Source organism: Polynucleobacter sp. JS-Safj-400b-B2 (assembly GCF_018881975.1).
Classification (GTDB): domain Bacteria; phylum Pseudomonadota; class Gammaproteobacteria; order Burkholderiales; family Burkholderiaceae; genus Polynucleobacter.
Genome location: NZ_JACVPJ010000001.1, coordinates 33,842 through 46,800 on the forward strand (window position 1 = coordinate 33,842; position 12,959 = coordinate 46,800).

The following is a 12,959-nucleotide window of genomic DNA, read 5'->3' on the forward strand; positions in this document are numbered from 1 at the left end:
CTAAACAGATAGAAGCGGCTCCAGTAAAAGCCGCTTTTTTCTTGGATAAATCACTTGCAGCAATCAATGAGCTTATGAGCGTTACTCTTGCTATTGATGCCATGGGCGGAGATCATGGAGTCGTCGTGACGGTTCCTGCTGCCTGCGATTTTTTAGAAAAACACGCAGATGTGAAGATTACCCTTGTGGGTGATCCCGATTTAATCAAGCAAGTCTTGAGTAAATCTCCCAAAGCGCCGATGGACCGCATTCAAATTATTTCTGCTAGTGAAGTTGTCTTGATGGATGACCCCATTGAGATTGCTCTGCGTCGCAAAAAAGATTCTTCTATGCGCGTTGCCATCATGCAAGTGAAGGAGGGCGCTGCCGATGCGGTGATTTCTTCAGGCAACACTGGCGCACTCATGGCGATCTCTCGTTACATTCTAAAGACGCTCGATGGTGTTGATCGTCCCGCAATAGCTACCGCAATCCCCAATGAATTAGGGCGCGGTACAACGATGCTCGATCTAGGCGCGAACGCTGACTGCGAACCAATGCACTTAGTACAGTTTGCCCAGATGGCAAATGTGATGGTGCAAGTGGTAGATGGCAAACAAAATCCTTCAATTGGTCTTCTCAATATTGGCGAGGAAGTGATTAAAGGTAATGAAGTAGTTAAACAAACTAGTGAACTACTTCGTCAAACTTCTTTAAACTTTTATGGCAACGTAGAAGGTAACGATATTTTTAAAGGCACAACCGATATTGTGGTCTGCGATGGTTTTGTGGGCAACGTCGTTCTCAAAGCGAGCGAAGGTTTAGCCAAAATGATGAGTGGTTTGATTCGCCAAGAATTTAATCGCTCGTTGCTTACAAAATTAATGGCAATCTGCGCGATGGTGCCATTGCTAAGAGTGCGTAAGCGCGTTGATCATCGTCGTTATAACGGTGCAGTATTGTTAGGTTTACGTGGTTGTGTGATTAAAAGCCATGGATCCGCTGATCGCTTTGCATTTGGCTTTGCCTTGGATCGCGCCTATGAAGCAGCTAAGAACCGCATGGTGGAGCGCATTGCTGCAGCCTTTGTGGTGGAGGCAAATGTATGAGTATTTTTGCAAGAGTAGCTGGTACTGGAAGTTATCTTCCAGAGTTGCGCTTAACCAATCAAGATTTAGTCGAGCGTCTCGCCAAAACTGGCTTAGAGACTAGTGATGAATGGATTAAAACGCGTAGCGGTATTTCTGCACGCCATTTTGCGGCTGAGAATGAACTTACCAGCGATCTAGCGGTGAAGGCAGCACAAGCTGCACTTGCTAGCGCGGGCATAACCTCTGAAGATTTAGACCTCATTATTTTGGCTACTTCTACACCCGACCATTTAGGCGGCTTTCCAAGTACGGCTTGTGTAGTGCAAGATAAATTGGGCGCACATACTTCCTGCGCAGCCTTTGATGTACAGGCAGTTTGCGCTGGCTTTACTTATGCACTTGCCATTGCGGATGCGTTTATTCGTTCTGCCACTTACAAAAAAGTATTGGTGATTGGTGCTGAGACCTTCTCACGCATTCTCAATTTCGAAGACCGTGGAACTTGCGTCTTGTTTGGTGATGGCGCTGGAGCTGTTGTACTCGAGGCTTCTAAAGAGGCGGGTATTTTGTCTACAGCGCTGCATGCCGATGGTAGTCAACGCGATATTTTGTGTGTGCCTGGGCGTGCTGGTAATGGCGAAGTACACGGCTCTCCATTTATGACAATGGATGGTCCGGCAGTATTTAAGTTGGCCGTAAAGGTCTTGGAACAAGTTGCTCACGAAGCGCTTGATAAAGCCAATCTCAAGGCCGAACAAATTGATTGGCTAGTGCCTCATCAAGCAAACATTCGCATCATGGAAGGTACCGCCAAGAAGATGGGTATGTCGATGGATAAGGTGATTGTTACCGTGCATGAGCATGGCAATACCTCGGCTGCATCCATTCCATTGGCATTAGATTTTGGTGTACGCTCAGGGCAGATTAAGCGTGGCCAACATCTTTTATTAGAGGGTGTTGGTGGCGGCTTTGCTTGGGGCGCGGTTGCCATTAAATACTAAGAACAGTTCACTTTTTATTTATCTCTTTAATTTCTTTTGCTAGCGAATTAATCACATGACATTTGCATTCGTATTCCCAGGCCAAGGTTCTCAATCTGTAGGCATGCTCAATTCTATTGCGCAGCGTCCAGAAGTACGCTTAACATTGCAAGAGGCTTCTGAAGCCTTGGGTGAGGATGTTGCAAAGTTAATTGCCGAAGGTCCCGCTGAGGCATTGTCATTAACAACCAATACACAGCCTGTGATGTTGACGGCTGGTGTGGCCCTTTACCGCGCCTGGTTGGCTGCTGGAGGCCCCGCTTCTCAGGTGATGGCCGGCCATAGTCTTGGTGAATACTCCGCCCTAGTGGCGTCAGGCGTCATTTCATTTAAAGATGCTGTTCCATTGGTGCGTTTTCGTGCTGAAGCAATGCAAAGTGCAGTACCTGTTGGTACTGGTGGCATGGCCGCTATTTTGGGTTTAGATGATGCAACAGTAATTCAGGTTTGTGCTGAAGCGAGTGCAGCATCTGGTGGTGTTGTCGAGGCTGTTAATTTCAATGCCCCTGGTCAGGTAGTGATTGCGGGCGCAAGTGACGCTGTTACTAAAGCATGTGAGTTGTTGAAGGCGGCCGGCGCAAAGCGTGCTTTGCCATTGCCAGTATCTGCACCATTCCACTCTTCTTTATTGCAGCCTGCTTCTGAAAAACTCAAAGCTTACTTGGCGAATATTGAATTTAAAGTCCCCACCATTTCTGTTATCAATAACGTAGATGTTGAAATCTTGAATGACCCAGCGGCTATTAAAGACGCATTGGTGCGTCAAGCTGCTAAACCTGTGCGTTGGCAGGAAACGATTCAGGCTATGGCCTCTCAGGGTATTACTCAAGTGGTGGAGTGTGGACCTGGCAAAGTATTAGCAGGCCTTACTAAGCGTATTAATGATCAAGTCACTGGTGTGCCAGTATTTGATGAAGCCAGCTTAAATGAAGTTTTGGCTAGCTTCAAATAAAATCAAGATGCATAAATATAGAAAATAGCGGAAGACAAATATGAATCTCGACTTAAGCGGACAAATTGCCTTAGTGACTGGTGCCTCGCGCGGCATCGGTCAAGCGATTGCGGATGAATTGGTGAAGTGTGGTGCCAAGGTGATTGGTACTGCCACCTCAGAGAGTGGCGCAAAAGCCATTGATGAGCGTTTGAAAGCTTCTGGTGGTGCGGGCAAAGTATTAAATGTCACCGCACCAAATGCTTGTGAAGAAATCATTGACTTGATTGTGAAAGAATATGGCGGCATCAATATTTTGGTGAATAACGCTGGGATTACTCGCGACAACTTGTCTATACGCATGAAGTCTGAAGAGTGGACTGATGTGATTGATACCAACTTAAGCTCTGTATTCCGTCTTTCTCAAGCGGTAATGCGTCCAATGATGAAGACTCGCTGTGGCCGGATTATCAATATCACTTCTATTGTTGGTCATATGGGTAATCCTGGCCAAGCAAATTACGCTGCTGCTAAAGCAGGCGTTTCAGGGATGACTCGTGCCTTGGCCCGTGAAATCGGTAGCCGTAATATCACCGTGAATTGCGTTGCTCCTGGATTTATTGATACTGATATGACCCGCGCTTTGAGCGAAGAGCAGCAAAATGCCCTAAAAGTGAACATTCCTTTGGCTCGTCTAGGTAGTCCTGAGGATGTAGCCCAGGCGGTGGCATTTTTGGCCTCTCCAGCAGCTGGTTACATTACGGGTAATACCCTACATGTCAATGGCGGACTCTATTTAGTCTAACGGCAAAGCAAGGATTTAGTCATTTTTAGGCGAATTTGCTGATTCGGTCCGCCGAACTGATAAAATCCTCTCATCGTTTTTTACAACCCCTGGGGAAATTAATGGACAACATCGAACAACGCGTTAAGAAAATCGTCGCTGAGCAATTGGGCGTCGCAGAAGGAGATATCAAAAATGAATCTTCTTTCGTGAACGACCTGGGCGCTGACTCTCTTGACACTGTTGAACTGGTTATGGCTTTGGAAGATGAATTCGGCATCGAAATTTCTGATGAGGAAGCTGAAAAGATCACTACAGTTCAGCTCGCAATCGACTTCGCTACATCAAAAGCTCAGGGTTAATTCCCTAGCCTAGGCATTACTGTGTCAGCATCAAATGGCCGACGCCGGGTTGTAGTCACCGGCCTTGGCCTCATCTCACCTGTTGGTAATTCAGTTGATTTAGCTTGGTCTAATTTGCTCGCGGGCAAATCAGGCATCGCTACCATCACGAAGTTTGACCACACTCCGCTTAGCGTTCATTTCGCTGGAGAGGTGAAAGATTTCAATGTCGAGGAATATGTTTCTGCCAAAGAGGCTCGCCATATGGATACGTTTATCCATTACGGTATTGCTGCTGGTTCCCAGGCTATTCGAGACAGCGGTTTAGAGATCACAGAGCAAAACGCTGAGCGCGTTGGTGTCATGGTTGGCTCCGGTATTGGCGGCTTGCCCATGATTGAGGAAACAGGCGCTGAACTATTGGCTCGCGGTCCTCGTCGTATCTCACCTTTCTTTGTTCCAGGATCAATCATCAATATGATTTCTGGTCACCTCAGCATCTTGTTTGGTCTTAAAGGTCCAAACGTTGCTGCAGTAACTGCCTGCACTACTGGTTTGCATAGCATCGGTTTAGCTGCGCGCTTAATCCAGTATGGCGATGCTGATGTCATGGTTGCCGGTGGTGCTGAGTCAACTATTTCTGCCTTAGGTGTTGGCGGCTTTGCGTCAGCGAGAGCGCTTTCTACTCGCAATGATGATCCTGCAACTGCATCACGTCCATGGGACAGAGACCGCGATGGTTTTGTCCTTGGCGAGGGAGCTGGCGTCATAGTGATTGAAGAATATGAGCACGCCAAAGCTCGCGGCGCAAAAATCTACTGCGAATTACTTGGCTTTGGTATGAGTGGTGATGCGTATCACATGACCGCTCCAAGTATGGATGGCCCACGTCGTTGCATGGTCAATGCAATGCGCGATGCAGGTCTCAATGCTGACCAGATTCAATATATCAATGCTCACGGCACTTCTACACCGTTGGGTGACAAGAACGAAACTGGTGCTATCAAGGCTGCTCTTGGCGACCACGCTAAGAAGACTTTGATTAATTCCACCAAGTCCATGACTGGCCACCTTTTGGGCGGTGCCGGTGGTCTAGAGTCTGTTTTCACGATTTTGGCTCTTCATAACCAAAAATCGCCACCTACTATCAATATCTTCAATCAAGATCCTGAGTGTGACTTGGACTACTGCGCCAATACCGCTAGGGATGTGAAGATCGACCATGCAGTCAAAAACAATTTTGGCTTTGGGGGTACTAACGGTACCTTGATTTTTGGCAAACTGACCTAATATTCTTAATATCTTTATTGTTGGTTTTCACCAAGTAGGTCTATAGCATTATGAAAAAGTATTTAATTACGCTCCTGGCTATTTTTAGTTTGGGTCAACTTGCGTTCACTTCTTCTGCATTAGCACAAGCTCCTCGAGTCACTATTCCTGACTTCGCAGATTTGGTTGAACGTGCGAGTCCAGCTGTTGTAAATATTCGAATTACTGAAAAGGTACCGGTGCAGCAAACTCAAGGCGGCATTCCTGGAATGCCTGAAGATCAGGCTGAATTCTTCCGCCGTTTCTTTGGTGTACCTATTCCTGGAATGCCAAGTGGTCCTAAGCAGCCACAACCAAATCCGAGTAAGCCACAAGAGGCGGATCGTGGTGTGGGCTCTGGTTTCATAATTGAATCCAATGGATTAATTTTGACCAATGCTCACGTTGTTGAAGGTGCTACCACTATCTACGTGACTCTGACTGATAAGCGCGAGTTCAAGGCAAAGTTACTCGGTATGGATAAGCGTACCGATGTTGCGGTCGTCAAAATTGAAGCACGTGATTTACCAAAGCTGCCTTTGGGTGATTCATCCAGGGTGCGAGTAGGTGAATGGGTGCTTGCGATTGGCTCCCCGTTCGGCCTTGAGAACACGGTGACTGCCGGTATTGTGTCGGCGAAGAGCCGCGATACGGGCGACTACTTACCTTTCATTCAGACTGATGTTGCAGTAAACCCAGGTAACTCTGGAGGGCCGCTCTTAAATACTGCTGGTCAAGTGATCGGCATTAATTCGCAAATCTTTAGTCGCTCTGGCGGCTACATGGGAATTTCATTTGCAATTCCGATCGACGAAGCAATGCGTGTTGCCGATCAATTGCGTACCAATGGCAAGATGACTCGTGGTCGTATTGGTGTTGCTTTGGGTGACATGACAAAAGAAGTGGCTGAGAGTTTAGGTTTAGGAAAGCCTCGTGGCGCATATGTGCGTAATGTTGAACCAGGCGGTCCTGCAGCGGCTGGCGGTATTGAAGCGGGTGATGTGATTCTCAGTTTCAATGGCCGCGATATTTCTAAATCAACCGACTTACCAAGGGTGGTTGGGGAAACTAAGCCAGGCAGCTCAGTGCCAGTGCAAGTTTGGCGTAAGGGTGGTACCCGTGACTTAACTGTTGCTGTCATTGATGCGGAATCTACTCAAACAGCCAATAAGAAGTCAGAGGCACCTGCAGCAAACGGTAACGGTGCAAATGCCTTGGGAGTTGCTATTGGTGAGCTCTCAGATGCCAAAAAGAGGGATTTAAACATCAAGGGCGGGGTTGAGGTTACCGGTTTAGGGGATGGCCCCCTGGCTAAAGCTGGAATTAGACCTGGAGACGTCATTATTCGAGTTGCAGACGCTGATATTACAAGTGTTAAGCAGTTTGAGGCCTTGGTGAAGGGCTTGGACGCTAATAAGGCTGTCCCGGTCTTTATTCGCCGTGCTGACAGCACTTTGGTAGTCCCTGTAAGGCCTAAATAACCCTATTTTGGCCCTGAAAGTGGGGTTTGGCGCCATTTAGGCGCCATCCCATTACAATCACTTTAAGACGACTTTTTGCAGCGCATCATCGTGGTGCGTTCTGACAAGGCGTTTTTTGAATGACCTATTAAGACGCTATGGATTTAATCCGCAATTTTTCTATCATCGCCCATATTGATCACGGCAAATCGACGCTTGCTGATCGCATTATTCAGCTGTGCGGTGGACTCTCCGATCGCGAAATGGAAGCCCAAGTTCTCGACTCAATGGATATTGAGCGTGAGCGCGGCATTACCATTAAGGCTCAAACCGCAGCTTTAAATTACAAAGCTAAAGATGGCAAGATTTACAACATCAATCTCATTGATACCCCGGGGCACGTTGACTTCTCTTATGAGGTAAGTCGTTCCTTGTCTGCCTGTGAAGGTGCACTCTTAGTGGTGGATGCTAGTCAAGGTGTTGAGGCGCAAACGGTTGCTAACTGTTACATGGCCTTGGAGTTGGGTGTTGAGGTTGTGCCTGTACTCAATAAGATAGATTTACCTCAAGCCGACCCTGAGCGCGCTAAAAAAGAAATTGAAGATGTTATTGGCATTGATGCATCTGAATCCGTAACCTGTTCTGCTAAAACAGGTTTGGGTGTCACGGATGTAATTGAGGAGATGATTGCAAGGGTGCCTCCGCCAAAGGGTAATGCGACAGACCCGTTACAAGCCTTGATTATTGACTCCTGGTTTGATAACTACGTTGGCGTTGTTATGCTGGTTCGCGTTGTGAACGGCACCTTGAAGCCAAAAGAAAAAATTACTTTAATGGCCAATGGCTCAAGCCATTTAGTCGAGCATGTAGGCGTCTTTAGTCCGAAGTCAGTAGATCGCCCAGAGTTATCTGCTGGTCAGGTGGGCTTTGTGATTGCTGGTATTAAAGAGTTAAAGGCTGCCAAGGTGGGTGACACCGTCACACACACCCCTGGACAGCAAGGCAGAGTTCCCGCCTCTGAACCACTTCCTGGTTTCAAAGAGGTCAAACCTCAGGTTTTTGCTGGCTTATATCCAGTTGAAGCTAGTGAATATGATCAATTACGTGAGTCCCTTGAGAAGCTCAAGCTAAATGATGCTTCGCTCTTGTATGAGCCAGAGGTATCTCAGGCTCTTGGATTTGGATTCCGTTGTGGCTTCTTAGGTTTACTCCATATGGAGATCGTGCAAGAGCGTTTAGAACGCCAGTACGGCATGAATCTCATCACGACTGCTCCAACTGTGGTGTATCAAGTGGAGCAGTCTGACGGCACGCTCATGATGGTCGATAACCCATCCAAGATGCCTGAGGCCAGCAAGATCAATACCATTCTTGAGCCGATTGTGACGGTCAATTTATACATGCCACAAGAGTATGTAGGAGCGATGATTACCTTGTGCGTTGGTAAGCGCGGTATTCAGATGGATATGAACTATCTAGGCCGTCAAGTTAAGCTGACTTATGAGTTGCCGATGGCTGAGATTGTTTTGGACTTCTTCGACAAAATGAAATCGATCTCACGCGGTTATGCCTCCATGGACTACGAGTTCAAAGAATATCGCCCAGCAGACGTAGTTAAGGTCGACATCCTCATTAATAGTGAGCGGGTTGACGCTCTCTCAGTAATTGTTCATAGAAGTAATAGTCAGCATCGTGGGCGCGAAGTGGTTGCCAAGATGCGCGGCATTATTCCCCGTCAAATGTTTGATGTAGCTATTCAGGCGGCGATTGGTAGCAATATCGTTGCGCGTGAAAACGTCAAAGCTTTGCGTAAAAACGTTTTGGCTAAATGCTATGGCGGCGACATTTCTCGTAAGCGTAAGTTATTAGAGAAGCAAAAAGAAGGTAAGAAACGTATGAAGCAGGTGGGTAACGTCGAGATTCCACAAGAAGCCTTCTTGGCTATTCTGCAGGTGGAGGATTAATGAACTTTGCTTTAGTCCTCTTCATCTTAGTGATTGTTTCTGGAATCGCTTGGGTTGCTGACAAATTACACTTTGCCCCACAAAGACGTTTGGCCGGTAATGACCGCATGCCTTTGTGGCTTGAGTACACGGCTGGCTTCTTTCCTGTGATTTGTGCGGTATTTGTATTACGCTCCTTTATTGCTGAGCCTTTCAAGATTCCTTCTGGCTCAATGATTCCAACATTACAAATTGGCGATTTCATTTTGGTAAATAAGTTTACCTACGGAATTCGTTTGCCAGTACTGAATCAAAAGGTAGTTGATTTGGGTTCACCTAAGCGTGGCGATGTGGTGGTATTCCGCTATCCGCGTGATGAATCGGTGGATTACATTAAGCGCGTAGTCGCATTGCCGGGCGATGTAATCACTTATGAAAATAAGCGCCTAACCATTAATGATCAACCATTGCAATATAGCGGTGGCGAGCCTTACCTTGATCCTGAGAATATGCGTTATGCCAAGCGTTTCACGGAAACTTTCCCGGCAGACTTGGGCGGCAATCGCCATGACATCCTCAATGATCCTGATCGTCCGGCTAGCGTATTCCCGACTGAGCGTTTTCCGGGTTCTGAATTCTGTCAGTACCAACAGTCCGGCGTCACTTGTAAGGTACCACCAGGGCATTACTTTGCGATGGGTGATAACCGTGACAACAGTGCAGACTCACGTTACTGGGGTTTTGTGCCGGATAAAAACATTGTTGGTAAAGCTTTTTTTGTTTGGTTAAACCTGGGTAATCTTGGCCGCATAGGCGGATTCGAGTAAATATCATGAATGCGCGCGCCGTTATCGAAACTGGACCGCTGCAAGAGCGCCTCGGCTATACCTTTAAGAAGCCAGAGCTACTAAATCAAGCCTTGACTCATCGTAGTCACAGTAAAAAAAATAATGAGCGTCTTGAATTTCTAGGCGACTCTATTTTGAATTGCGTAGTTGCTGAAATGCTCTATGAGCGTTATTCCGATTTAGATGAGGGTGATCTCTCCCGTGTACGCGCGAACTTAGTAAAGCAACAGGCTTTATACGAAATCGCCCAAACTTTATCTTTATCAGACTACTTGCGCTTAGGTGAAGGTGAGTTGAAGAGTGGCGGATTTCGTCGCCCCTCCATTCTGGCAGATACCTTAGAGGCAGTAACAGGCGCTATCTTTATGGATGGTGGTTTTGAGGCGGCTAAGGCAAGCTTGCGTAAGCTCTATTCCATTATCTTGGCACACGTTGATCCCAAAACCTTGGGTAAAGACGACAAAACTTTATTGCAAGAGTGCTTGCAGGGCTATCAATTGCCGTTGCCTACCTATAACGTTACCGGCACTACTGGCGCTGCTCATAACCAGCAGTTTGAGGTTGAGTGCCTAATACCTAGCCACAAGGTGGCAGTTAAAGGTGAGGGCGCTTCACGTCGCGCTGCTGAACAGGCGGCAGCTAAGTTAGCCTTGATTGCTATGCTCAAGGCTTTACCGCAAGAATCTCGCAAACCCAAGAAGACTCGGTCGGCCAAAAAGAAAGCGGCTAAAAAAGAAGTAACCGAAGAGCAGTTCAATCTTAAGCTGAAGGGCTAATCGTGTTTAGATGCGGCACCATCGCCATTGTTGGGCGTCCTAATATGGGTAAATCAACTCTTCTGAATGCCTTGGTGGGTCAGAAGATCAGCATTACTTCTCGCAAAGCGCAAACGACACGCCATCGTATTTTGGGTATTCAGAATCGCGAAGAAGCCCAGTTCATTTTTATCGATACACCAGGCTTTCAAACGCGTTTAATGAATACATTAAACAAAGCCTTAAATCGTACGGTTACTACTGCCTTACAAGATGTGAATGTGGCTTGCTTCGTGGTTGAAGCTGGTTACTTTGGTGAAGATGACAAGAAAGTATTAAAGCTACTGCCAGATGACTTACCAGTTATTTTGGTTCTAAATAAATTAGACCTGTTTAACAGTCGCTTTCAGACTCCATCAGAGCGTGACCAAGCACTCCTTAGCTTCATTAAAGACATGGCTCGCCCTTGGTGTGAATTGGGTGGACACGAAGATCAGAAGTGTGAGTTTGCTGAAATCGTACCAATGAGCGCCAAGAGTCCTGGCGATATCGAAAGATTGCTCGATGTGCTAGAAGGTTATCTGCCTGAGGCTGAGGCTGTCTATGATGGCGACACGATCACCGATCGTAGCGAGCGTTTCTTAGCAGCTGAGATTCTGCGTGAAAAAGTATTCCGCTTCACTGGTGAGGAATTGCCTTACACCAGTACAGTAGTGATTGATCAATTTAAGATGGATGGCAAGATGCGTCGCATTGCGGCAACTATTTTGGTGGATCGCGATAGTCATAAGGCGATGATCATTGGACAAAAGGGTGAGCGTCTTAAAAAGATTTCGACGGATGCCCGTATCGATATGGAAAAACTCTTTGATGGCAAAGTCTTCTTAGAGACTTGGGTGAAGGTCAAGCGTGGCTGGGCAGACGATCGTGCCGAACTTCGGGCACAAGGGTTGGAATAAGTTCCGATGGCCTCGATTCGCATTGCTGACGAGCCTGCTTTTGTATTGCATAGCATTCCCTATAAAGAGACCAGCTTAATTCTGGATGTGTTTACTCGGCAATATGGCCGAATGGCTTTGATTGCTAAGGGTGCTAAGCGTCCACACTCGATATTACGCCCTGTTCTGCAGCGCTTTCAGCCATTGTTGGTTTCCTGGAGCGGTAAATCAGAATTACGAACCCTCACAAAGTCTGAGTGGGTTGGTGGCATGCCTTCTTTGGTAGGTGATGCGCTTCTTTGTGGTTTCTATCTCAATGAGTTACTTGTGAAGTTTTTAGCGCGTGAGGATGATTACGAGAGGCTCTACGATCGCTATTCCGAGACTATTAATGCTTTATCGAATCTGGAGTTCGAGTCCAAAGGCTTAGAAGAGATTCTGCGGCCATTTGAGTTATCACTCTTGCAGGAGACGGGGTATGCAGCCGCCTTGGATCGCTGCGTTGAAACGAATGAGGCACCCAAAGCTCAAGAACAATATGTCTATCAACCAGAACGAGGAGTACGCCCTGTTCAGGTCGATGATCCTGGGCACTGGCCTGTTCTTACTGGCAAATCTCTTTTGGCGATTGCAGCAGGAGATTTTTCAGATCCAGAGACACTTTCTGAAAGTAAGCAATTGATGCGTTTTCTGCTAGGCTTGCATCTGCAGGACCAAGTATTGACTACCCGCCAGATTTTGATTGATTTGAAGAAAATCTAGTAATCTACATAGATGAGCAATCCCCAAGTCCTTGAATTAGGCATCAATATTGACCACGTTGCCACTTTGCGTAATGCGCGGGGCACTGTCTATCCTGATCCACTGCGGGCAGCAGCCTTGGCTGAGGAAGCTGGGGCTGATTTAATCACGCTACATTTGCGGGAAGATCGTCGGCATATTAAAGATGCAGATTTGCTAGCATTGCGCCCGCTGATCAAAACACGTATGAATTTAGAGTGTGCAGTGACGCCTGAGATGATTGATATTGCATGCAAGGTCAAGCCACACGATGTGTGTCTAGTTCCTGAGAAGCGTGAAGAGGTGACGACTGAGGGTGGCTTAGATGTTTTGGGGCACTTTGATGCAGTAAAGGTTGCAACCAAGAAATTAATTGATTCCGGCATTCGGGTATCTCTATTTATTGATCCAGAAGAAAAACAAATTCAGGCAGCTAAAGAGGTTGGTGCAACCGTAGTGGAATTGCATACAGGTCGTTACGCCGATTTATCTGGCGTTGAGCAAGTAAAAGAGTTGGAGCGTATTCGAAAGGCTGCCATATTTGGAAAAAGTATCGGCTTAAGAGTGAATGCTGGCCACGGTTTGCACGAAGGCAATGTGAAACCTATTGCCGCAATAGCTGAATTATCTGAACTCAATATTGGTCATGCCATTGTTGCTGAGGCCTTATTTAAGGGTTGGCTAAAAGCAATTATCGACATGAAAGCCTTGATGGCTCAGGGTAGAGCCAGCGCTTAGGTATTAATAACAGCAAATAACAA

13 protein-coding genes are annotated in these 12,959 nt (G+C 46.8%); all 13 read left to right on the forward strand.

The genetic code is table 11. From position 1 onward, the window contains the following. Nucleotides 1–74 precede the first annotated feature (74 nt). The 13 genes from plsX (at nt 75) to pdxJ (ending at nt 12,936) form a co-directional block, all read left to right on the forward strand. Nucleotides 75–1,088 carry a phosphate acyltransferase PlsX gene (gene plsX / locus ICN48_RS00195; protein ID WP_216151756.1) on the forward strand — a complete coding sequence of 338 codons (1,014 nt, stop codon included), beginning with the start codon at nt 75–77 and terminating at the stop codon, nt 1,086–1,088. Continuing rightward, nucleotides 1,085–2,071 carry a beta-ketoacyl-ACP synthase III gene (locus ICN48_RS00200; protein WP_216151757.1) on the forward strand — a complete coding sequence of 329 codons (987 nt, stop codon included), beginning with the start codon at nt 1,085–1,087 and terminating at the stop codon, nt 2,069–2,071. Before plsX ends, ICN48_RS00200 begins: the two co-directional genes overlap by 4 nt. 55 nt (nt 2,072–2,126) lie before the next feature. After that, nucleotides 2,127–3,062, forward strand: coding sequence for an ACP S-malonyltransferase (fabD, locus tag ICN48_RS00205; protein WP_216151758.1), 936 nt, complete (start codon nt 2,127–2,129; stop codon nt 3,060–3,062). Nucleotides 3,063–3,102: 40 nt separating this feature from the next. Beyond that, complete coding sequence (gene fabG, locus ICN48_RS00210; protein ID WP_216151759.1) at nt 3,103–3,846, forward strand: 3-oxoacyl-ACP reductase FabG; 744 nt, start codon at nt 3,103–3,105, stop codon at nt 3,844–3,846. A gap of 101 nt (nt 3,847–3,947) precedes the next feature. After that, entirely contained in the window at nt 3,948–4,187 is a 240-nt protein-coding gene (gene acpP, locus ICN48_RS00215) for an acyl carrier protein (RefSeq protein ID WP_216151760.1), read from the forward strand. 21 nt (nt 4,188–4,208) lie between these two features. Further along, a complete protein-coding gene (fabF, locus tag ICN48_RS00220) occupies nt 4,209–5,456 on the forward strand; it encodes a beta-ketoacyl-ACP synthase II (protein ID WP_216151761.1) in 1,248 nt (415 codons plus the stop codon). Between the two features lie 50 nt (nt 5,457–5,506). Continuing rightward, complete coding sequence (locus ICN48_RS00225) at nt 5,507–6,955, forward strand: DegQ family serine endoprotease (RefSeq protein ID WP_216151762.1); 1,449 nt, start codon at nt 5,507–5,509, stop codon at nt 6,953–6,955. Between the two features lie 137 nt (nt 6,956–7,092). Continuing rightward, nucleotides 7,093–8,898 carry a translation elongation factor 4 gene (lepA, locus tag ICN48_RS00230; protein ID WP_216151763.1) on the forward strand — a complete coding sequence of 602 codons (1,806 nt, stop codon included), beginning with the start codon at nt 7,093–7,095 and terminating at the stop codon, nt 8,896–8,898. Continuing rightward, the gene (gene lepB, locus ICN48_RS00235; protein WP_216151764.1) at nt 8,898–9,704 is read left to right on the forward strand and encodes a signal peptidase I; all 807 of its coding nucleotides are present in this window, start codon (nt 8,898–8,900) and stop codon (nt 9,702–9,704) included. Before lepA ends, lepB begins: the two co-directional genes overlap by 1 nt. Before the next feature lie 5 nt (nt 9,705–9,709). After that, nucleotides 9,710–10,501, forward strand: coding sequence for a ribonuclease III (gene rnc, locus ICN48_RS00240; protein WP_216151765.1), 792 nt, complete (start codon nt 9,710–9,712; stop codon nt 10,499–10,501). Between the two features lie 44 nt (nt 10,502–10,545). After that, nucleotides 10,546–11,439, forward strand: coding sequence for a GTPase Era (gene era / locus ICN48_RS00245; protein WP_216863722.1), 894 nt, complete (start codon nt 10,546–10,548; stop codon nt 11,437–11,439). A gap of 6 nt (nt 11,440–11,445) precedes the next feature. After that, nucleotides 11,446–12,180: a DNA repair protein RecO gene (recO, locus tag ICN48_RS00250; protein ID WP_216151767.1), complete on the forward strand. Its 735-nt coding sequence runs from the start codon at nt 11,446–11,448 to the stop codon at nt 12,178–12,180. A gap of 12 nt (nt 12,181–12,192) precedes the next feature. Then, entirely contained in the window at nt 12,193–12,936 is a 744-nt protein-coding gene (gene pdxJ, locus ICN48_RS00255) for a pyridoxine 5'-phosphate synthase (RefSeq protein ID WP_216151768.1), read from the forward strand. Nucleotides 12,937–12,959: the final 23 nt, after the last annotated feature.

Excerpts from the sequence above, each read along its gene's own strand:
- plsX (WP_216151756.1), top strand. The coding sequence starts at position 75 with ATGAGCGTTACTCTTGCTATTGATGCCATGGGCGGAGATCATGGAGTC.
- era (WP_216863722.1), top strand. The coding sequence starts at position 10,546 with ATGGGTAAATCAACTCTTCTGAATGCCTTGGTGGGTCAGAAGATCAGC.
- ICN48_RS00225 (WP_216151762.1), top strand. The coding sequence starts at position 5,507 with ATGAAAAAGTATTTAATTACGCTCCTGGCTATTTTTAGTTTGGGTCAA.
- recO (WP_216151767.1), top strand. The coding sequence starts at position 11,446 with ATGGCCTCGATTCGCATTGCTGACGAGCCTGCTTTTGTATTGCATAGC.
- lepB (WP_216151764.1), top strand. The coding sequence starts at position 8,898 with ATGAACTTTGCTTTAGTCCTCTTCATCTTAGTGATTGTTTCTGGAATC.
- ICN48_RS00200 (WP_216151757.1), top strand. The coding sequence starts at position 1,085 with ATGAGTATTTTTGCAAGAGTAGCTGGTACTGGAAGTTATCTTCCAGAG.
- acpP (WP_216151760.1), top strand. The coding sequence starts at position 3,948 with ATGGACAACATCGAACAACGCGTTAAGAAAATCGTCGCTGAGCAATTG.
- fabG (WP_216151759.1), top strand. The coding sequence starts at position 3,103 with ATGAATCTCGACTTAAGCGGACAAATTGCCTTAGTGACTGGTGCCTCG.
- lepA (WP_216151763.1), top strand. The coding sequence starts at position 7,093 with ATGGATTTAATCCGCAATTTTTCTATCATCGCCCATATTGATCACGGC.
- rnc (WP_216151765.1), top strand. The coding sequence starts at position 9,710 with ATGAATGCGCGCGCCGTTATCGAAACTGGACCGCTGCAAGAGCGCCTC.
- pdxJ (WP_216151768.1), top strand. The coding sequence starts at position 12,193 with ATGAGCAATCCCCAAGTCCTTGAATTAGGCATCAATATTGACCACGTT.
- fabD (WP_216151758.1), top strand. The coding sequence starts at position 2,127 with ATGACATTTGCATTCGTATTCCCAGGCCAAGGTTCTCAATCTGTAGGC.